The sequence below is a fragment of the Streptomyces pristinaespiralis genome (assembly GCF_001278075.1).
GTDB classification, from domain to species: domain Bacteria; phylum Actinomycetota; class Actinomycetes; order Streptomycetales; family Streptomycetaceae; genus Streptomyces; species Streptomyces pristinaespiralis.
Window position 1 is genome coordinate 703589 of record NZ_CP011340.1, and the last position, 20329, is coordinate 723917.

The 20329-nt window shown below is 70.9% G+C and carries 17 protein-coding genes; 9 read left to right on the top strand and 8 right to left on the bottom strand.

The window, feature by feature from the left end:
- Positions 1 to 80: 80 nt before the first annotated feature.
- On the top strand, positions 81 to 1100 hold the full coding sequence (locus tag SPRI_RS02765) for a LacI family DNA-binding transcriptional regulator (protein WP_005308025.1): 1020 nt from the start codon (positions 81 to 83) through the stop codon (positions 1098 to 1100).
- Positions 1101 to 1191: 91 nt separating this feature from the next.
- Here SPRI_RS02765 and SPRI_RS02770 read toward each other — a convergent pair whose 3' ends face one another.
- Both SPRI_RS02770 and SPRI_RS02775 read right to left on the bottom strand, forming a co-directional pair.
- Entirely contained in the window at positions 1192 to 3912 is a 2721-nt protein-coding gene (locus tag SPRI_RS02770) for a PA14 domain-containing protein (protein ID WP_107082418.1), read from the bottom strand.
- Positions 3913 to 3991: 79 nt separating this feature from the next.
- Positions 3992 to 6457: a beta-L-arabinofuranosidase domain-containing protein gene (locus SPRI_RS02775; RefSeq protein WP_005308028.1), complete on the bottom strand. Its 2466-nt coding sequence runs from the start codon at positions 6455 to 6457 to the stop codon at positions 3992 to 3994.
- Positions 6458 to 6976: 519 nt separating this feature from the next.
- On the opposite strand from SPRI_RS02775, the gene SPRI_RS02780 reads away from it, so the two are divergent.
- Both SPRI_RS02780 and SPRI_RS02785 read left to right on the top strand, forming a co-directional pair.
- Positions 6977 to 7519: an MOSC domain-containing protein gene (locus SPRI_RS02780; RefSeq protein ID WP_037775790.1), complete on the top strand. Its 543-nt coding sequence runs from the start codon at positions 6977 to 6979 to the stop codon at positions 7517 to 7519.
- Positions 7520 to 7675: 156 nt separating this feature from the next.
- On the top strand, positions 7676 to 8140 hold the full coding sequence (locus tag SPRI_RS02785) for a MarR family transcriptional regulator (RefSeq protein WP_199782689.1): 465 nt from the start codon (positions 7676 to 7678) through the stop codon (positions 8138 to 8140).
- Between the two features lie 199 nt (positions 8141 to 8339).
- Here SPRI_RS02785 and SPRI_RS02790 read toward each other — a convergent pair whose 3' ends face one another.
- Both SPRI_RS02790 and SPRI_RS02795 read right to left on the bottom strand, forming a co-directional pair.
- Positions 8340 to 9224: a fructosamine kinase family protein gene (locus tag SPRI_RS02790; RefSeq protein WP_005308034.1), complete on the bottom strand. Its 885-nt coding sequence runs from the start codon at positions 9222 to 9224 to the stop codon at positions 8340 to 8342.
- A 157-nt stretch (positions 9225 to 9381) separates the two neighbouring features.
- A complete protein-coding gene (locus tag SPRI_RS02795; RefSeq protein WP_005308038.1) occupies positions 9382 to 10443 on the bottom strand; it encodes a bifunctional NAD(P)H-dependent oxidoreductase/GNAT family N-acetyltransferase in 1062 nt (353 codons plus the stop codon).
- 30 nt (positions 10444 to 10473) lie between these two features.
- On the opposite strand from SPRI_RS02795, the gene SPRI_RS02800 reads away from it, so the two are divergent.
- Together SPRI_RS02800 and SPRI_RS02805 are read left to right on the top strand one after the other, a co-directional pair.
- On the top strand, positions 10474 to 10938 hold the full coding sequence (locus SPRI_RS02800) for a MarR family winged helix-turn-helix transcriptional regulator (protein ID WP_005308050.1): 465 nt from the start codon (positions 10474 to 10476) through the stop codon (positions 10936 to 10938).
- A gap of 15 nt (positions 10939 to 10953) precedes the next feature.
- Positions 10954 to 11211, top strand: coding sequence for a hypothetical protein (locus tag SPRI_RS02805; protein WP_005308052.1), 258 nt, complete (start codon positions 10954 to 10956; stop codon positions 11209 to 11211).
- A 4-nt stretch (positions 11212 to 11215) separates the two neighbouring features.
- Here the strand turns inward: SPRI_RS02805 and SPRI_RS02810 are convergent, their stop codons facing one another.
- The 4 genes from SPRI_RS02810 to SPRI_RS02825 form a co-directional block, all read right to left on the bottom strand.
- Entirely contained in the window at positions 11216 to 11473 is a 258-nt protein-coding gene (locus SPRI_RS02810) for a disulfide isomerase DsbC N-terminal domain-containing protein (RefSeq protein ID WP_005308054.1), read from the bottom strand.
- Positions 11470 to 13398 (bottom strand): hypothetical protein, encoded by a 1929-nt coding sequence (locus tag SPRI_RS02815; RefSeq protein WP_053556674.1) that lies wholly within the window; start codon positions 13396 to 13398, stop codon positions 11470 to 11472. Before SPRI_RS02815 ends, SPRI_RS02810 begins: the two co-directional genes overlap by 4 nt.
- 221 nt (positions 13399 to 13619) lie before the next feature.
- The gene (locus tag SPRI_RS02820; RefSeq protein ID WP_005308056.1) at positions 13620 to 13964 is read right to left on the bottom strand and encodes an STAS domain-containing protein; all 345 of its coding nucleotides are present in this window, start codon (positions 13962 to 13964) and stop codon (positions 13620 to 13622) included.
- A gap of 202 nt (positions 13965 to 14166) precedes the next feature.
- Positions 14167 to 15489: an ROK family transcriptional regulator gene (locus tag SPRI_RS02825; RefSeq protein WP_005308058.1), complete on the bottom strand. Its 1323-nt coding sequence runs from the start codon at positions 15487 to 15489 to the stop codon at positions 14167 to 14169.
- 179 nt (positions 15490 to 15668) lie between these two features.
- On the opposite strand from SPRI_RS02825, the gene SPRI_RS02830 reads away from it, so the two are divergent.
- Genes SPRI_RS02830 through SPRI_RS02845 form a run of 4 tightly spaced genes read left to right on the top strand, consistent with a single transcriptional unit; the run spans position 15669 to position 20292 of the window.
- Positions 15669 to 16988 (top strand): ABC transporter substrate-binding protein, encoded by a 1320-nt coding sequence (locus tag SPRI_RS02830; RefSeq protein WP_005308060.1) that lies wholly within the window; start codon positions 15669 to 15671, stop codon positions 16986 to 16988.
- 11 nt (positions 16989 to 16999) lie between these two features.
- Positions 17000 to 17995: a carbohydrate ABC transporter permease gene (locus SPRI_RS02835; protein WP_037773014.1), complete on the top strand. Its 996-nt coding sequence runs from the start codon at positions 17000 to 17002 to the stop codon at positions 17993 to 17995.
- A 37-nt stretch (positions 17996 to 18032) separates the two neighbouring features.
- Positions 18033 to 18872 carry a carbohydrate ABC transporter permease gene (locus SPRI_RS02840; RefSeq protein ID WP_037773018.1) on the top strand — a complete coding sequence of 280 codons (840 nt, stop codon included), beginning with the start codon at positions 18033 to 18035 and terminating at the stop codon, positions 18870 to 18872.
- 43 nt (positions 18873 to 18915) lie between these two features.
- Positions 18916 to 20292 (top strand): GH1 family beta-glucosidase, encoded by a 1377-nt coding sequence (locus tag SPRI_RS02845; protein WP_037773019.1) that lies wholly within the window; start codon positions 18916 to 18918, stop codon positions 20290 to 20292.
- The last annotated feature ends 37 nt before the right edge of the window (positions 20293 to 20329 follow it).

The following is a 20329-nucleotide window of genomic DNA, read 5'->3' on the forward strand; positions in this document are numbered from 1 at the left end:
TGAATGCAACGTTGCAATACCCCCGGCGGCCCGCGCTGGGCCCCGGTTCCGACCCGAGGGGCCCGTGACAGGATGGTGCGGTGAGCAGTCGTCTGAAGGATGTCGCCGCCCGGGCGGGCGTGTCGGTGCGAACGGTCTCCAACGTGGTCAACGGCTCCGCCGCGGTGGCCGAGGACACGCGCCTGCGCGTGCAGGCGGCTCTCGACGAACTCGGCTACCGGCCCAATCTCGCGGCCCGCAGCCTGCGCGCGGGCCGGACCGGACTGATCGGGCTCGCCATCCCCGAAGTGCGCTCCCCCTACTTCGGCGAGCTCGCGGGGCTGCTGGTGGAGGCGGCGGAGCGGCGTTCCTGGACGGTGATCATCGACCAGACGCGCGGCGACGCGGAGGCGGAACGCCGTCTGCTGACACGGGCCGGCGGCCGTGTCGTCGACGGGCTCGTCATCAGCCCCTGGGCGCTCGGACCCGAGGAACTCACCGCCGCCGCCCGCTCGACGCCCGTGGTGCTGCTCGGCGAGCGCAGCCCCGAAGGGCTGGTGGACCGGGTGGCCGTCGACAACGTCCTGGCGGCGGACCAGGCGACCACCCACCTCCTGGAGTCCGGGCGGCGGCGCGTCGCCGCCCTCGGCCTCCAGCCGCATCTGCGCAACGGCACCGCCGAGCAGCGCCGGGCCGGTTACCACCGTGCTCTGGCGCGTGCGGGGATCACGCCGGACCCGGCTCTGGAGGCGGAGGTCTCGGCCTTGCACCGCGCGGACGGCGCGAAGGCCATGGCGCAGCTGCTCGACGGGAGCGGCCGGCCGGACGCCGTGTTCGCGTTCAGCGACGAACTGGCCCTCGGCGCGATGCACATGGCCCACCTGCGCGGGCTGGACGTGCCGGGCGACATCGCGTTCGTCGGCTTCGACGACGTGGAGGACGGCCGGTTCGCCAATCCCGCGCTGACGACCGTCGCGCCCGACAAGGAGCAGATCGTCGAGCGGGCGCTGCAGTGTCTCGCCGACCGTATCTACAGCCCGGGCAATGCCGTTCGGCCCCTCGACATCGTCGTGCCTCACCGGCTCGTGGTCCGCGCCAGCAGCGACGCGCCCTCCTCTTGACCCGGGCGCCCTGGGGCGCCGCCTGTCCCCACGCACGGACAGCGTCTCTCCCCCGGGGCCGGGGAAGAGACGCTGCCTGGTCCGTCGCCGGTCAGGTGGTGGAGCAGGTCAAGGTGCCCGCGGCGGCACCCTTGATCAGGGCTTCGTGCGCCGCCCTGAGCCGCTTGACGTCGGCCTTCATGACCTTGCGGTCATAGGTGAGCAGGCCGTTCAACTCGCCCTCCAGGTCGGTGATCTGGGTGTAGACGGCTCCGTTGCTCGCACGGCAGGCCGCCAGTTGCTCGATCTCCTCGAGCAGTGCCAGGTACCGGTCGGTGTACGTCTCCCTGTCGACACCCACGTAGGTGTGCCGGACCGGCCAGGAGTGGCCGGGGACCGCCAGTCCGAGGCCGCCGTACTCACCGCTGACCAGGGCCCGCTCGCCGTCCGGGCCGGGCAGCTGGGGGCTCGGGTAGCCGTGGGCGTCGGCGATGTCGCCGTTGCCGGTGTCGTTCCAGCCGCTGGCGCCGTTGACGAGCCGGGTCGGGTCCCACTCCTTGGCCAGCGCGGGCACCCTCGGGCCGCCGTACTGGCCCCAGCCCTCGTTGAAGGTGACCCACATGATGACCGACGGGTGGCTGTCGTGCTGCTCGATCATATCCTTCATCTCGGACTCGTACTGTGCGCGCTCGGCGTCGTTCCTCGGCGGGACGGCCATGGACGGCATGTCCTGCCATACGAGCAGTCCGAGCCTGTCGGCGTGGTAGAACCAACGGTCCGGTTCGACCTTGATGTGCTTGCGGACCGAGTTGAAGCCGAGCTTCTTGTGCATCTCCAGGTCGTACGCGAGGGCGTCGTCGGTCGGCGGGGTGTGCAGCCCGTCCGGCCAGAAGCCCTGGTCGAGCGTGGCCATGGCGAAGACCGGCTTGCCGTTCAGCACGGTGCGCTGCTTGCCCTCCACGGTCTTGACCTCGATGGTGCGCATACCGAAGTAGCTGCTCACACGGTCGGCGGAACTCCCCGTGCCGATGGTGACCTTGAGCCGGTAGAGGTGCGGGTCGTCGGGCGACCACAGGTGCGGGTCGGGCACGGGGACCCGGAGCGCCGCGCCGGTCCTTCCGGTGGCCCTGCCGACCTCCCGCCTGCCGTCGTACGCGACGGCGGTCACCGGCAGTCCGTCACGCACACCGCGTACGGTGACGGCGACCTTCTCGCCCGCCACGTCCGGAGTCGCTTTGACGTCGGTGGCGTGGTCGGCCGACACCGGCTCCATCCACACCGTCTGCCAGATGCCGGAGGACGGCGTGTAGAAGATGCCGCCCGGGCTCAGCCGCTGCTTGCCCACGGGCGGGTTCGCCCCGCCCGCCGCGTCGGTCGGGTCGTGGACGCCGACCACCAGTTCCTGCGGGCCGCCCGGTTCGAGCGCGTCGGTGACATCGGCGGTGAAGCGGTCGTAACCACCCTTGTGGCTCGCGACCTTGCGGCCGTTCACATAGACGTCGGACTCCCAGTCGACAGCGTCGAAGTTGAGGTTGAGACGCTTGCCGTCGCCGACCTTCCAGCCCTTGGGGACGGTGAAGGTGCGCCGGTACCACATGCGCTCCTCGTGCCGTTCGATGCCGGACAGCTGTGATTCGACCGGGTAGGGCACCAGGATCTTCTCGGCAAGGGTCTTGCCGAACGGTGGCCGCTCCCCCGCCTCCGCGCCGGCGAACTGCCATTCACCGTTGAGGTTCTGCCAGGAGTCACGGGTGAGCTGGGGGCGCGGATACTCGGGGAGAGCGTTCTTGGGGCCGACCTCGTCGGCCCACTTGGTCCGCAGCTGGTACTCGGACCTGTTCGGGCCGGAGGTCCAGAAGTCGTCGACCGCCTGGCCCTCCGTGGTGGTCAGGCCGCCCTCGCCGTCGTAGCGGACATCGGCGAGTCCGCCCTGACCGACGACGGGTTCGTCAAGGGTGACCAGCAGCCTCCTCGGGTCCGCGGCGTCCAACTCCGCCTCGTACATGGGCCACTCCGCGCCGCCGATGACCGCGTCGACGTGCTCCAGAAGACCGGCCGGAGGAGCGGCCAGGGCCTCGGGGAACTCCAGGCTCAGCACCCGTCCGGACGCTTCGACGGCCACGGCGGTCGGGCCGTTGTAGTCCATCCCGTCGGGAAGAGTGAACGCGGACGGGGGAACGGCGGTCTTCTCACCGCCGGGCGGCGTCCAGCGCAGATGCAGGTTGGAACCACCGAAGTGCTCGAAGTACTCGACCTTGAAGTCGTACGCCCGGCCGGCTTCGAGGGAGACCGGCTGCGAGTTCTGCTCCCGGTCCCAGTCGTCGACCCAGTGGTCGATGACTATCTTGTTGTCGATCCACAGCCGGAATCCGTTGTCACCGGTCATCGAGAAGACATGGTCACCGGCCTTCTCCGGCGTGATCTTCCCGGTCCAGCGCACGGTGGCGTCGTCGGATTGCCCGGTGCGCGCCTGCAACCGCTCCTCGAGCGAGTCGAAGTCGAGATTCGGGTCGACGGTGGTGGCCTTCAGCTCGTCGAAGTCGAAGGCGCCGGCCGCGGACTGGGTGTAGTACTCACCCTTCAGACCGTGCGCCACGGCGGCTTCCTCGGCGGCCGACGCGGTGGCGTCCGGCACGACGGCGGTGCCCAGAAGGGCGAACGCCGCGACGGCGACCAGCAGGGACGCCGGCCTTGCTCGTGCGCCTCTGGGCGCGCTCAGAGATGGGAAACGCAACAGAACCTCCCGGTAGAACTGACGTGGTACCTGGGCTGTTGTGGATCTGGACGGCCGCGGTGGACGGCCGTGGCGGGGACGGCGGCGTGTGGCGGCCATGGGGCGTGGGGCACCGGGCGGCGTGGACGGGGCGGTGACACCCGGCCTCCTCGGCGCCCGGGCGTCGGGTGCACGTGTCCTACCGCTGCGCGGAGGTCGCCCGCCAGGCGAGTACGCCGCCGGAGAAGTCACCTTGGAGCCGCACCTGCAGACGTAGCGCGGTGGTCGTCACGGGCGCGAACGTCACGCGGTTGAACCGGTCCTTCGCCGTGCCGTACTCCGTGGTGGCCTCCACGGGACGCCACTCGCCGGCGGCGTCCCGGTGCAGAAGCTGCCAGGACGCGGGGACCCGGCAGCGTCCGACGCCGGTGTCGTCGAACCAGTACACGGAGACCTCCTCCAGCAGCCGCGCGGCCGCGGTCTCGTACTGGACCCATTCGGTGGTGCCGGTGCGGTCCCACCAGGTGAAGCGGGGGACGGAGTGGTCGCCCGAACCCGAAGGCCGCGTGGCGGAGTTGATGATCAGGGCCTGGGGGCTGTCCACGCCGCTGAAGGACGCGGTGCAGGACACCCATTCGTGGGCGCGCGGCCCCGAACCGGCCGTGGGGAAGGCCGTGATGCGCAGACGGGCGGCGGCCGAGGGGACGAGTGTGACCTGCTCGAGGGGCTCCTCCGTACGCACGGGGCTCTGCTGGAGCGGAGTGACGACGTCCTGGTCGTCTGTGCGCCATGCGGGGACGCGGCGGGCACGGGCGCGCATCCGCACGGGGGTGCCGGTGTGGGTGAACGGGTTGGCCTCGTCGGCGCCGGTGCGTTCGAGGGTGAACGACTTGGCGGGGGACCTCTCGTCGATCTCGAGGGCGTAGTTCCAGGGTGAGCCGGGCAGTACCGCGTACTCGGGCCATTCCTCGGTGCCGGCGAAGCGCTGCCAGTCCTCGGTGATCCGGAGGGAGTAGGTGAGCGGGCCGTGGTCCACGGAGACGGCGTCACGGTTGTCGCCCCACGTGCGCACGGTGGTGCGCATGGGCAGGCGCAGCTCCACGGTGTCCCTGTCGTGCCACTGACGGTCGAGGACGAGGTATCCGCCGCTGGTGCGGGCGCGTACGGGGCGGCCGTTGAGGCGGACGGCGGGCGCGGAGCACCAGCCCGGCACCCGGAGGTAGAGCGGGAAGGAGACCTTCCGCGGCGTGGAGAGCCTGAACCTCACCGTCTCCTCGAAGGGGTACGCCGTGTCCTCGGTGAAGGTGACGGTGGTCCCGTCGCCGACCTTGGCGCGGACGGACGACTGCGTGTACAGGGAGGCGCAGAGGCCGCCGTCCGCGGAGGCCAGCCAGGCCTCCTGCGCGTAGTAGGGCCAGCCCATCCCGTAGTTGTGGGGACAGCAGCGGTAGTTGTGCACTCCCGGCATGTACGCCTGCATCGCGAAGCGGTTGTCGAACTGGCCGTGATTCTTGGCAACGTTGTCGAGCTGGACGGAGTTGGCCGAGGTGACGTAGTGGATGCCCTTGTGCATCGGGTCGAGGGAGGCGGGCAGCATGTTGAGCGCCAGTTCCTCGCAGCGGTCCGCCCACACCGGGTCGCCGGTCAGCCGGGTGAGCAGCTCGTGGCTGTACATGTACTCGACGATGCCGCAGGTCTCGAACCCCTGGCGGGGGTCTCCGTAGCCGGCGCGGCAGTTCTCGTCGCCGGCGAAGCCGCCGCCGGGGAACTGGCCGTAACGGCGCATCACGGTGTCGTAGTTGCGGTAGGTGGCGTCCAGGAGGGCGGAGCCGCCGTCGAGCAGACCGTACTGGGCGGGCTCACGGAAACCCTGGGCCAGGTTGACGTTGTGCCAGTTGGGGATGCCGGTGGTGTAGTCGGCGGAGTTCGTGTGGACCTTGCGTACGAGGTCCAGCAGCCAAGCGTCCTTGGTGCGGTTGTAGAGCCAGTAGGCGCTCTCGATGACGTCCGCGCAGCGGTAGGTGCCCCAGCCGAGCGCGAACAGTGCGGGACCGCGGCCGTTGAGGTAGGCGAACCAGCCGGTCAGGGTCTCTATCACGCGCTCGTCGCCGTTGTACTCGTACCGGCTGCGCAGTGCGTCGAGCACCGGTACGTAGGGCCAGAAGTCGGGGCCGCCGTTCAGGGCCGTGCGCAGCGCCGTCGGTCCGAAGAAGCCGTCGGGCTGCCGGGTGGCGAGGATGCGGTCGACCCAGGTGCCGGTGAGGTCCAGGGCGCGGGCGTCGCCGGTGACGTAGCCGAGGTCCCCGAAGCCCCGGAGCCAGTAGGGCAGTTCCTCCCAGCCGCCGCGCTCGGGGCGGGACCAGCCGCTGGTCGCCGGGTCGAGGAAGTCGGAGACCTCGGGCAGGCGTCCGCCCAGACCGTCGAGTTGCAGGTCGAGCTGTTCGCGGAGCCACCCTCGGGGCGTGACGCTGCCAGGAGGGAGACGGAGGAAGGGCGCGGCGCGCAGAGGGGCGTGGTTCTGCGGGTAGTGGGCCGCGTCGCGGGGGCCGACGAGGCGCACCGGGGGTCGCGGCGCGGCGGCCTGCGCGGGCAGGGCGGCCATGCCGCTCAGCGCGGCGCCGCCGGCGACGGCGACCGTGCCGGCGAGGAACGTTCGTCTCTCCATCTGAAATCCCTTCCGAGAACCTTGCGTCGGCGCGGTGCGGGACGGTCGCTGCCCGGGGCGGCTCGGGACGCCGGAGTCCGGGCGGGCCACCGGCCCGGTCGGGAGCTTCGGCGGCTGTACGGGGGCGGGCGGTGGGCCGCGTCCGGGCGCTGTCGACCCGTTCGAGGGCGCACGGCAGTGGCCCCGTCGAGGTGGCGGCGTCCGGTGGCCACCGGGCGGGGAGCGACTTTTCTACTACGTTGGAAATTTGGGTGCAGTGAGCATGACAGCACGGCTTCATGGCCCTGTCCACCCTGCCCTCGGGGGCAACCGAACGGGACCGGAGAAGTGACTTCCGTCGGGCCGGCACCCTCGCGGAACTGGGCCCGACCGGGGTCTTGCCTTGGCTGCCACCGAGCCTCTATAACGTTGCAAAGTCACCGTCCGCAGCGGGGAACGACCTGACCGCTGCGTGTCGGCGCGGTCCCTTTACGCTTGCCGGGTTCGAGCACGCACGGGCGAGGAGAAGTGGGCACGACGATGGCGCGGGTCACGGCTGTGAGCAGCAACGGGACGTATTCGTTCAGCAAGCCGAACCGCGAGAGCATCACGCTGCTCGCCGGTCTCGGCGTGGAGGGCGATGTCCACGCGGGGGAAACGGTCAAGCACCGGTTCCGCATGAAGCACGAGCCGCATCTGCCCAACCTGCGTCAGGTGCACCTCATGCACGAGGAGCTCTTCGACGAACTCGCCACGAAGGGTTTCACCGTGGCGGCGGGCGAGCTCGGCGAGAACGTGTCCACGCGCGGGATCGACCTGCTCGGGCTGCCCACCGGCGCCCTGCTGCGCCTGGGCGAAGAGGCGATCGTGGAAGTGACCGGGCTGCGCAATCCGTGCGCGCAGATCGACACCTACCAGAAGGGCCTTCTGAAGGAGGTCTTCGAGCTCGACGCGACGACCGGGGAATTCGCCTTCAAGTCCGGGATCATGGGCGTGGTCCGGCAGGGAGGAGTCGTCCGCCCCGGTGACCCGATCGCCGTCGAGCTGCCCGCGGGCCCGCACCGGCCGCTGGAACGCGTCTGAGGGGACGCCCCGTCGACGATGTGCGGCGGGAGGGGACGGCCCGTACTCGGCCCACCGCATCACCGGCGCGCCTCGACGGACGGGAAGCACCTTGACCTCAAGTCCACTTGGGGTCATACGGTCATCGCGTTCTTGATGACCGTCCACAGGAGGTGCGTGAACGTGTCGCTGAAGGAGTATGCGCGGGAGGAGCTGGCGGCCCAGCCCATCGGCGCGTGGAGCGGTGAGGCTTACCGGCACGTGGTCGGTGCGCTGCGAGCGCAGTTGGCGGTGGAAGACCTCACGCAGCCGCACTGGTGGACGCTCAACCACGTTGCCGGCGAGCCGGGCAGGTGGACCCGCGCCGCGTTGACCGAGCGCCTGGCCAAGTACGAGGACCTCGGGATCGACTTCGCCGACGTCTTCGACGACCTCGTCGCCCGCGGGTGGCTGACGGAGGACGCAGGGGTGATGACCGTGACCGAGGAAGGGGAGGCCGGACGCGTCCGGGCCAGGGACCGTAACGCGCGCGTACATCGCCAGACGCATGAAGGCATCACCACGGCCGACTTCGTGACCACGATCAACGTCCTGCGCCGCATGGTCGCCAACCTCGGCGGCGACGGCGACCTGCCCGGGTGAACGTCAACGACACCCCGCAGGGGCCGGCGGGGACTTCTGTCGGGACCGAGCACCCGGTTCGCCGCCTGTCGGACGGTAAGGGGCGTTCCGGTCCCGCTGCGGAGGACCCGCCGACAGGGAGTCGGGGCGAGTTCTCCAGCGAGGACTTCGATACGCACCCTGGGGAGTGCTGTCGAAATGAGCCTTCGTCCAGCTGAGCTCAGGGTCGCCGGCGGAACGGGGCGAGCGTGGCGCGGACGATGTCGGCGGCACCCCGGTCGGGGACGAGCTGGGCGATCACGGCCAGGTGCTGGCGTAGCTGGAGGATCGGCATGCGTTCGCGCCAGTCCCGATCGAGCCCGGTCAGCTCGGCGTACAACTCGAAGAACGCACGCGCCTCGGGCGGCGGCGCCGTGGTCCACAGGTGGGCAAGGTCGACCTCTGCCCACGTGTACGACACGGCCGGGTCGATCAGCGCGGGCCGCCCGTCGGCAGTGGCCATGACGTTCAGCGCCCACAGATCGCCGTGCGTCAGGCACGCGGGCCTGACCGGCAGCAACTCGGGCAGCCGTTCGCACAGTCGCTCCAGCGCCGCCCGGTCCGCGGGGGTCAGCGCCTCCTCGACGCGAGGCTCGCCCAGCCAGCGCAGCAGACGGTGCTGGGCGAAGAACTCGTACCCGTTGTCTTCCCACGTGTTGACCTGCCGACAACGGCCCAGCCAGTTGTCCTGGTGCCACCCGAATCGAGGGTTTCGCGTGGTGGTGTGCAGGCCTGCGAGCTCATGCGCGAGCTGCTGCCAGAATGCTTCGGTGCCTGGCCGGGGCTGCAGTACGGACAGCACGAGCAGATCGCGGTCGGCGAGGATGATGTCGGGCGTGGCGACGCCGCCCGTCTCGCGCAGCACGGTGAGCCCTTCGGCCTCCGCGGCGAAAGCGACGCCCGACGGCGGCTCGCCGAATGCCTTGGCGAACACTGCCGTGCCGTCCCCCCGGCGGCCGAGCCCCGCGGTCGCGGCGAGGCCTCCAGTGGCAGGCTCCACCGCGACGACGTCGGTCAAACCGGCCGCGTGCAGGCGTGAGAGCAGCAAGGACGTCGGTTCTGTCACGAGTGTGCTCCTCCGCACTGGTGCCCATCATGGAAGTCAGGTGAGCCAGAGGCCGGTTGGTGCAGGGTCAGGTTCGTTTGTCGGTGAGGGGAGACCATAAGCACGCTCCTTTGGCGGCGGGCTCCGGCGGGGGCCGTGCGCGCGGAGGTGCTCGCGCTCAGGCGGAGACGGCCTTGACCAGGTCCACCACGTCCTCCTGCGCATCGGGAAGCGGAAGGTATCCCTGCCCCTGATAGAGGGTGAGGTTGCGGTGGCTGGCGGCACCCGTGGACAGGACGATGCGCCGGCAACCTTCCCCGGCCGACTCGGCCCGGCGCAGCAGCCATCGCCCCACACCGAGTCCCCGCAGGTCGGGGGCGACGGCGAGCCGCCCGACGTGCAGGTCGGCGCCGGTGCGCCGCGTGCGGACCATCCCGAGCAGCCTCCCGTCCCGCCACAGTCCCGTCGCGTGCCAGTGGGCCAGCCAGGCGCGCACGTCGGCCGGCGATTCGTGGAGCGCCGGGATCGCCAGGGTGTCGTTGGCGAGCGCCTCCTCCATCCAGCAGCAGCGCTGCAGCACCGTCACCTCTGGGGCGTCGTCCGGGCCGAGACGCCGTGCGTAGGAGCCGGGGAGCGGGCCCGCCACGGAGTCCGCGTGTCCGCGCTCACGCAGCGGGACGAGGGCCCGTGAGACGCGTACCAGTTCCGCCAGCAGCCCTTCGGCCGCGTCGGCATGACGCGCCGCGGGGGCGAAACGTTCGTCGCGCATCGCGTCCGCGATCCGTATCGCGACGGTCGAGCCCAGAGGGACCAGCCGCAAGGTGGTCACCACCTGCTTGGCGTGCTGGACCGCGCGGGTGCCGGCGGAGGTGTGGCCGTAGCTGACGAAGCCGACCGGCTTCCAGGCCCATTCAGGGCCCAGGTAGTCGAGCGCGTTCTTCAGGGTCGCCGGCATTCCGTAGTTGTACTCCGGCGTCACGAAGACGAAGCCGTCCGCCCCGTCGACGATCCGGCTCCACCGGCGGGTGTGCTCATGGTGGTGGACGCCGGTCGACGGGTGCTCCTCCTCGTCCAGGAACGGCAGATCCAGATCGCCGATGGTCAGGGGCACGAGGTCCGCGTCGAGCAGGTCGGCGCTCGGTGCGAGCGTCTCGGCCAGCCACCTGCCGACGGCGGGACCGAGCGCGCCGGGGCGCGTGCTGCAGACCAGTACGAGGATGCGAAGCCGCTTCGTTTCCATGGAAACGAAATTAACCGGTAGATTGATTACATGTCAACGAATGAGTCCGGCCCTCCGGTCCGCTGGCTCTCGCCCGATGAGGAGCGCGTCTGGCGGGCGTACCTCCGCATGGTGACCGCGGTGCAGGCCCGCACCGCGCAGGACCTGGCCGCACACGGGTTGTCCGAGCCGGACTACGAGGTGCTCAGCACCTTGTCCGAGCGCGCCGACGGCACCAGCACGCTGCGCGAGCAGGCCGCCAAGATGGGGTGGTCGCGAAGCCGTCTGTCCCGCCACGCCACCCGCATGGAGGGGCGCGGACTCATCCGGCGCGCACCCGACCCCGCCGACGGAAGGGGCTGTTTCCTCATCCTCACCTCGACGGGGTGGGACGCGCTCCACCGAGCCGCACCGACCCATGTCGCCTCCGTGCGACGGCATTTCGTCGACCGGCTCGATCCCGGGGAACTCGCGGCGCTCGGCCGTATCGCGGAGAAGGTCGCCGACGAGCCGTGAGCGGGAGCGGCCGGGGTGGCGCAGGCGGCGATGCTGCGGCGGGCCCAGGCGGACAGGCTCATCGACGAAGCAGCAGACCTCGACCGGGTGCGCCGGGTGTACTACGCGCTCCTCCGGGAATCCCTGCACGACAACGCGGACGGCGCCGACCCGGACGTCCTCGCCGCCCGCACATCGACACCCTGCTGCAGGGCGCCGGCCCACGCGCCTGAGCACCTGCCGCAGGACTGCGCGCCCGACTGCCGGAAGACGGACGAGCGGTGGCGTCTTTGACGCCTTACCGCCCGGTCGGCCGGGCAGTGCGGGCCCCGTCGACGAACGCGCCGAGCCCGGCGTCGAAGGTCACCGACGACCCGGCGAACAGCACCGTCCCGTCGGGTGCGACGTAGACCTTGCCGCCCCCGCGGACGGCGTGCACGACGCATACGCCCGCGCCGTCCTCCAGCTCGACGACGTTCACCTTTGTCCCGGGCGTCACGTCCGGCAGCGAGTTCCTGCCGATTTCCGCGAGTCGGTCGACGTCGATCGTGGTCACAGGCTGTCCCTCTCCGTGATCGCGTCCAGCAGCCGGTGCATGACCGGGACGGGCAGGGACGGGTTGCGCACGGCGACTCCCGCGGTCTCCCTGTATTCCAGGAGCTGGAACAGAACGCGGGCCGGCAAGCGCGGGTTGAGCAGGGCCGTGTGCCGGACGGCACCCGCGGGGTCGTCGAGGAGGCGTACGGCATCGGCCGGTGAAAGACGCGGGTCCTCCGCGGCACGGCGCCGCACCTCCGCCGCCGGGTCGCGTGCGAGGCGCGCGACGTGTTCCGGCGTCGAGGCCGGGTCGTCCAGGGCGAGGCGACGCATCCGGGGCGCCGGGTCGTCGAGGTGGCACAGCAGGCCCACGCGGGGGAAGTTCGGGTGACCGCGGGGGCGGTCCGGGTGGCTGAAGCTGCCGTCCCACCAGCGCCACACGTCGAGGAGCATGTCCGCCGGCGCGTCGTCGCAGGACTCGGCGAGGAAGAGCCGGACCACGCGGTCCTCGTCACGGGCCAGCCCTTGCACCACGTCGGCCGGGAGGCTACGCGCCCGGGCCACGGACCGGCGGATCAGCGGATGCGACGAAGCCGCCAGGCGCCGCATCGCCGCCGGGTCGCCGTGCAGGGCGGTGACCCACGGCAGTGCGTGGGACAGCTGGTCGCGGTCGTAGGACCAGCGGACGGCGTCCCGCCGCTCCTCCGTCAGGTCGGGGTGGAGCGCGATCAGGGAGCGGATCTGCTCCTCCCCGTCCTCGGCGAGCGCGGCCACGCCCTCCGGGCCGAGCCGTGGATTGCCCGCCAGGGCGAGGCGCGTGGCGAGGTCGCCGCTCCGGACGAGCTCGGCCTCCAGGCCGGGTTCGAACCGGCATCGTCGCAGCGCCGGCTCGGCGGAGGGCAGCCCCTCGAAGACGGGCCGCGGCATGGGGTGTTGTTCATGATGCGCGAGCAGTGCGGCGGCGCGGACGGCGGCGTCGGTCTCGGCCAGCAGCCGCTTCCTCACCTCTTCCGGCAGGTGCGGCCACGCTTCGCACGCCCCTGCCCGGACCTGAGGGTCCGGATCGCCGGCCAGCGCGATCCGGTGACGGGCGGGCAGCCCGGCCATGCCCGCGACCTCCGCCCTGAACGGGGCCGCGACGAGGACGTCGTACACCTCGTCGGGGAGGTCGACGCCGTAGAAGACCGCCCGTTCGGCCAGGAGCGGGCGGCGCGGCCCCGACGGCTCGTTCAGCACCAGGCCGGCCCACTGGGCGGCCGTCAGCCGCAGCGCGTTGCGGGTCTCCACGATCCGGCGCCGCACCGACGGATCCGGGTGGGAGACGACCGCCTCGCGCACGGCCGGCGAGACGTCGCGGAAGAGGAATCCGTCGAACACGTCGAGCAGGCGCACCAGCACGTCGTCGGGTGCGGCACGGTTGAAGCCCAGCCCCTCGGTCAGTTCACCGGGCCACGCCGGCTCACCGGACAGCGTCGCCCACGCCGCCGCACGCTCCTCTGCCGTCTCCGTGCCCGCGGTCCGGGCCGCCGCGTCCAGCCGCTCGGTGAGACGGTCGAGCAGGGTCAGCCGGATCCCGTCGGGCGCCGGTGTCACGCCGAGCAGCACCTCGCCGTCCGTGGAGAGCGCCACGAACGCGGGGTCGCCGGTGAGGCCCGGCCGGCCGGCCGTACGGACGCGGGTCCACAACGCGTCGTTCCCGCCGATACGGTGTCCCTTGACTGCGACCAGGAATTCACCGGCCGCGTCGACGAGCCCGGACGCCTTCACCACCTCCGGCCACGGCGGCAGGCCCTGCGCGGGCACCGCGGCCCCGGCGGGCGCCGCCGCACCGTGCGCGATCCGCCACGCCGTTTCTGGTGGCAGCACAGGGTTCCCGGCGTGCTCCCCGACCACGTCCAGGCCGGCCCGCTCCAGCAGCTCCCCGAGCTTCTCGACACCTCTCATGGGGCGTCATCCTGCCCCAGGAACGGCGGCCGGCAGGGTGCGGGGTCCTACAGGGGCACCGGTCGTCCTGGCGGTCCGGGGCGCGGTCGTCGCCGGTCGGCCCGCGCGGACACCGGTCAGCTCCCGGTCTCGCTGGTCGGCTCTCTCGGTGAGCGCCGGACAGCTCTCGAACGTCGCCGGTCGGACCGCGGCGGACACCGGTCAGCTCGCGAACGTCGCGGTCAGCTCTCGAACGTCGCCACCGCGTCGAGACCCGCCTGCCGGAGGGTCCGCACGACGCCACGGCGGGCGCCCCGGACGGTGATCACGGCCGCCTCCGGCGCGACGGTCACCGCGCGGAGCAGACCGTAGGCGCAGGCGAGTTCGATCCGCTCGAGACCGCTCATGTCCAGCACCCGGTCGCCGGCCTGTCGCAGCCTCGGGTCGAGGAGCCGTTCTTCGAGCTCCGGCAGCGCGTGCGCGTCGAGGACACCCGAGAAGACCAGGACGGCGTGATGACCGTCGGCCTCCACGATCCGGACGGACCCGGCCCGCGAACGTGCGGGCCGGTCGGGTTCGACTGCCACGGCGACCTCCTCAGCAGTGGGCAGGGGATGCGCTTCCCAGTGTCTCAAGGGTCTCAAGGCCCACAGCAGCGCCCGAACAACCGGCGCGACGGCCATGCCATGGACCGCCGGCGCGCACCGCCCCCGCCGGTGCCGGGCCGCATCGGACCCGCCCGGCCGTCCCGATCGACGGCGCCGGCCGGCCCCGTCCGCTCCCCCGGTGTCAGCTCGGCACCCGGCCCTCCAGCGCGGACCGCCATGCCGGCGGCAGCGCCTCGCGGACCGGTTCCGCCGGTCTGCCGCCGCCCGCCAGGAAGCCGGCCAGCGGCAGGGTGGCCGCGCCGACCGTGACCGCGTCCGGCCCCAGTTGCCCCAGATCGATGCTCACCCGTCCGGCCGGATAGCGGAGCGAGTACGCAGTGGCGTGCTCCCTCACGGCGGCAAGAAAACGCGGGCCGAGCTGGAGCCCGGCCCATCCGCCGATGAGGATGCGCTCGGGCTGGAAGAGGTTGATGAGCCCCGAGAGCCCGGCGCCCAGGTACTCCGCGGTCTCCTCCACGACCGCGAGCGCCACCGGATCAGCGCCCTCACCGACGTGCACATCCGCCCCCTCGCCACCCACGCCGCCGTCCCGGTACGCCGCGGACAGCAGCGCCGTCAGTGCCGTCTCCTCGTCCGCCCCCTCCGGCGGCACTCCGCCCGCCTCCCGCCACCGGTCCACGAGCGCCTCCGCCCCCGCGTACGCCTCGAGGCAGCCCAGCGCCCCGCAACGGCAGCGGCGGCCGCCGACGTTGACCGTCAGATGGCCCCACTCCAGGGCCCTGCCCTGTTCGGCGGTGTCCGTCACGTGGCAGGCGCCCACCCCGGAGCCGAAGAGGATCACGGCCACGCTCTGCGCGCCGCGGCCCGCTCCGAACCACATCTCCGCCTGGCCGAGGGTCCTGGCGCCGTTCTCGATGAAGAACGGCACGGTCTCGGGCAGCCGGCAGGAGGCACGCAGCAGGGATTCCAGGGGGACCGCGTCCCAGCCGATGGTCTGGCCGTGGACGACGGCCCCGGACCCGGGTGTCGCGGCGACGATGCCGGGCACGCCGACGCCCACGCCGAGGAGCCCGTCGACGCCGGCTCCCGTGGTGTGCAGCACTTCCTCTATGGCGTGGCGGACGTGCTCGACGATCACGTCGACGTCGTAGCCGAGCGGGTTCAAGGGCCGTTCGGTACGTGCCAGTTCGGTGAGGGTGAGGTCGAACAGCTCCACCCGGACGCGGGTTTCACCGACGTCGACACCGATCAGGCGTCCGCTCGCGGGCGCGACACGGACCAGGGTGCGTGGGCGGCCGCCGTCGGACTCGATGCTGCCCGCTTCCTCCACGAGGCCGTCACCGATGAGTTCGCCCACGACGTTGCTGATGGTGCCGGAGCTCAGTCCGGTCGCGGGACCGAGGGCCTGCCGGCTCATGGGGCCATCGAAATACAACCGTTGCAGTACGGTCGCGCGATTGCTCCGCCGCAGGTCATTGACCGTACGCCCGCTTCGTCCAGACATCCTTCGCTCCTTCGGCCCGCGCCGACCCGGAAGCGCGCCGGGTCGCACCCCTTGACGATGTCGCCTCCGAGAGCTTAACTCACGTCCTAAATTAAGCCGTGAGGGCATTCAGAGGTTGAAGCCGCAGCCTGTCGGCCCCTCCCCGCGGCACCACCCCTCCGGAAGGGACACCTGGAGTTATGCGCAGATACAGAGCTGTAGCCAGTGGTGCAGTCGCCGTCTCCCTGCTCGCCACCGCGACCGCGTGCGGCGGTGGCTCGTCCGCCGGGGGCGGCGGTTCCAACGAGTCGCCGAAGACCCTCACCTACTGGGCGTCGAACCAGGGTCCGAACATCGAGGCCGACAAGAAGATCCTCGAGCCGGAGCTGAAGAAGTTCGAGGAGAAGACCGGCATCAAGGTCAAGCTCGAGGTCGTTCCGTGGTCGGACCTGCTGACCCGGATCATGACCGCCACCACCTCCGGCCAGGGCCCCGACGTCCTCAACATCGGCAACACCTGGTCCGCGTCCCTCCAGTCCACCGGCGCGCTGCTGCCCTGGGACGAGAAGAACTTCTCGAAGATCGGCGGCAAGGACCGGTTCGTGGAGGCCGCGCTCGGCTCGACCGGGGCGGCCGGTTCCGACCCGGCCGCGGTGCCGCTGTACTCGATGTCGTACGCGCTCTACTACAACAAGAAGATGTTCGCGGACGCCGGGATCGAGAAGCCGCCGGCCACCTGGGACGAGATGGTCGCGACCGGCAAGAAGCTGTCGAAGGACGGCAAGTGGGCCCTGGGCGCGGAGGGCGGCAACCTGTCCAACAACATCCACCAGGTGTTCGTCCTCGGCAAGCAGCACGGCGCCGACTTCTTCGACGCGGAGGGCAAGCCCGACTTCACCTCCGACGGCGCCGTCGCGGCCGTGAAGCAGTACGTGGACTTCATGGCGAAGGACAAGATCATCGCCCCGGGGAACGCCGAGTACGCCCAGAACCAGTCGCTGAGCGACTTCGCCAAGGACAAGACGGCGATGGTGCTGTGGCAGGCGGCCGCCTCCACGTTCAAGTCCCAGGGCATGAGCGACGACGAGTGGGGCGTCGCGCCGGTGCCGGTGCAGTCGGGCACCCCCGGCCAGGGCAAGAACGTCAACTCCATGGTCGCCGGCATCAACATGGCCGTCTTCAAGAACACCAAGAACCTCGACGGGGCCCTGGAGTTCGTGAAGTTCATGACCAGCGACGAGGAGCAGAAGCTGCTCTGCAAGACCTACGGGTCCATCCCGCCGGTCAAGGCCGCGCAGAACGATCCCGCGTTCGACCGGCCGGAGCTGAAGGTGCTGCGTGACACCCTCGCCACCAGCGCCGAGGCGCTCCCCCAGGTCCCGAGCGAGTCGCAGTTCGAGACGGTCGTGGGCACCGCGGTCAAGAACCTCTTCGCCTCCGCCGCGGGCGGCGGCGAGGTGACCACCGAGTCCGTCAAGGCCGAACTGGCCAAGGCCCAGCAGCAGATGCCCCAGCAGTGAGCGGCACACTCATGAACACGACCGCCGTCCCGGACACCGGGGAACCGGCCGTGCGGAAGAACTCCCCCGGGGCGGTGCGCGGCCCGCGCCGCCCCGGGCGGGCCCGCCGCACAGCGCTGCCGTACCTGCTGCTGCTCCCGGCTCTGCTGCTCGAGATCCTGATCCACCTGCTGCCGATCGTCATCGGCGTCGTGATGAGCTTCAAGGAGCTCACCCAGTTCTACCTGCGTGACTGGGGAGCCGCCCCGTGGCGCGGCCTGGACAACTTCAGGTTCGCGGTCGACTTCGACACACCGGCCGGTGAGTCGCTGCTCAAGTCGTTCACGACCACGTGCCTGTTCACCGTCCTGTCCGTCGGTCTGTGCTGGCTGCTCGGCACCGCGGCGGCGGTCTTCATGCAGGAGACGTTCAAGGGCCGCGGCTTCCTGCGGGCCCTCTTCCTGGTGCCGTACGCGCTGCCGGTCTACGCCGCCGTCATCACCTGGGCGTTCATGTTCCAGCGCGACAACGGCCTGATCAACCACGTGCTCCACGACCAGCTGGGACTCACCGACAGCCCGTCCTTCTGGCTGATCGGCGACAACAGCTTCTGGGCACTGCTGATCGTCTCCGTGTGGAAGGGCTGGCCGTTCGCCTTCCTCATCATCATGGCCGGCCTGCAGAACATCCCCAAGGAGCTGTACGAGGCGGGGGCGCTCGACGGCGCCGGCGTGTGGCAGCAGATCCGCAAGATCACGCTGCCGTCGCTGCGCAGCGTCAACCAGGTGCTGGTCCTGGTGCTCTTCCTGTGGACGTTCAACGACTTCAACACGCCGTTCGTGCTGTTCGGCAAGTCGGCTCCGGAAGCGGCGGACCTCATATCCATCCACATCTACCAGTCGTCGTTCGCCACCTGGAACTTCGGCGCCGGTGCGGCCATGTCCGTACTGCTGTTGCTCTTCCTGCTGCTGGTGACGGGCGTCTACCTCTTCTTCACCTCCCGCGGGAGGAAGGCCACCGATGCGTAGTTCTCAAGAAGCCGGCACCACCGCGCACAGGTCCCCGATGGCGGCGCCGCGGTCGTTCGTGTGGTCGCGGCGGATCTTCCTGACCCTGCTCACGGGCTTCGTGCTGCTGCCCGTGTACGTCATGGTCTCCAGCTCGCTCAAACCGCTGGAGGACGTGTCGGGCGAGTTCCGGTGGATGCCGAGCGGGCTGACGATCCGCCCGTACTTCGACATCTGGGAGACCGTCCCGCTGGCGAAATACTTCGTCAACTCCCTGATCGTGGCCGGTGCGGCCACCGTCTGCTCGGTGATCATCGCGATCTTCGCCGCGTACGCCGTCAGCCGGTACCGCTTCCGCGGCAAGCGGCTGTTCACCGTGTCGGTGCTGTCGACGCAGATGTTCCCCGGCATCCTGTTCCTGCTGCCGTTGTTCCTGATCTTCGTCAACATCGGTAACACGACCGGTGTCGCGCTGTTCGGCTCACGCGGCGGGCTGATCCTCACCTATCTCACGTTCTCGCTGCCGTTCTCCATCTGGATGCTGATCGGCTACTTCGACTCGGTGCCCAGGGAGCTGGACGAGGCCGCGCTGGTCGACGGATGCGGGCCGCTGAAGGCTCTCTTCCGGGTCGTCGTGCCGGCGGCGGTCCCCGGCATCGTCGCCGTCGCCGTCTACGCCTTCATGACGGCGTGGGGAGAAGTCCTCTTCGCGTCCGTCATGACCAACGACACCACGCGCACGCTCGCCGTCGGCCTCCAGGGCTACTCGACGCAGAACGACGTGTACTGGAACCAGATCATGGCCGCTTCCCTCGTGGTCTCCGTCCCCGTGGTGGCGGGCTTCCTGCTCCTCCAGCGCTACCTGGTCACCGGACTCACCGCCGGCGCCGTGAAGTGACCGGCGCACCGCAGCGCCATTACCTGATCCCTTGTCAGAAAGGATGTCCGTGACCGAGTTCACCGACCTCGCCGCCCTTCCGCAGGACTTCGCCTGGGGGACCGCCACCTCCGCCTACCAGATCGAGGGCGCGGTCGCCGAGGACGGCAGGTCGCCGTCCATCTGGGACACGTTCTCGCACACCCCCGGCAAGATCGCGGGCGACGACCACGGCGATGTCGCCTGCGACCACTACCACCGCTGGCGCGAGGACATCGCGCTGATGAAGCAGCTGGGCACCAACGCCTACCGCCTCTCCGTCGCCTGGCCCCGCGTCGTGCCGGGCGGTGACGGCGCGGTCAACGCCAAGGGCCTCGACTTCTACGACCAGCTCGTGGACGGGCTGCTCGACGCGGGCATCACCCCCTCCGTCACGGTCTACCACTGGGACCTGCCGCAGGCCCTGCAGGACCGGGGCGGCTGGCCGGAACGGGACACCGCCCACCACCTCGCGGCGTACGCCTCCGCCGTCGCCGAGCGGCTCGGCGACCGCGTCAAGCACTGGGCCACCCTCAACGAACCGCTGTGCTCCGCGTGGATCGGGCACCTGGAGGGCCGGATGGCCCCGGGAGCGACCGACCTGACCGCCGCCGTCCGCGCCTCCTACCACCTGCTGCTCGGCCACGGCCTGGCCGCCGCGGCGATCCGCGCCGCCGCTCCGGACGCGCAGGTGGGGATCGTCAACAACCTGTCGACGGTGGCCCCGGCGAGCGACCGTGACGAGGACGTCGCCGCGGCACGGCGGATGGACGGCCACACCAACCGGTGGTGGCTCGACCCCGTCCACGGCCGCGGCTTCCCCGCCGACATGCTCGAGGTGTACGGCGTCGAACTGCCCGAGCGGCCGGGCGACATGGAGACCATCGCCGCGCCGCTGGACTGGCTGGGGCTGAACTACTACTTCCCCGCGGTCGTCACCGACGATCCCACCGGTCCGGCGCCCTTCGCCCGCCAGATCGAACGGCCCGGCGTGCCGCGCACCGGCATGGACTGGGAGATCGACGCGAACGGCATCGAGGCGCTGCTGCTGCGGCTCACCGACGAGTACGGCGCGCGCAGGCTCTACGTCACGGAGAACGGCTCCGCCTACCCGGACGTCGTCCGCGCCGACGGCAGCATCGACGACCGGGAGCGTGCCCGGTACCTGGAGGAGCACCTGGCCGCCTGTGCGCGCGCCGCACGCAAGGGCGCACCGCTGGCCGGCTACTTCGCCTGGTCCCTGCTGGACAACTTCGAGTGGGCGTACGGCTACGACAAGCGCTTCGGCCTCGTCCATGTCGACTACGCCACGCAGCGCCGCACGATCAAGGGCAGCGGCCACCGCTACCGGGACATCATCCGCGCGCACGGCGAGAGGGGCGCCACCGGTAACGCGGCCTGACGCCGATCGCGAAGGGCCCGGGACGCCACGCGTCCCG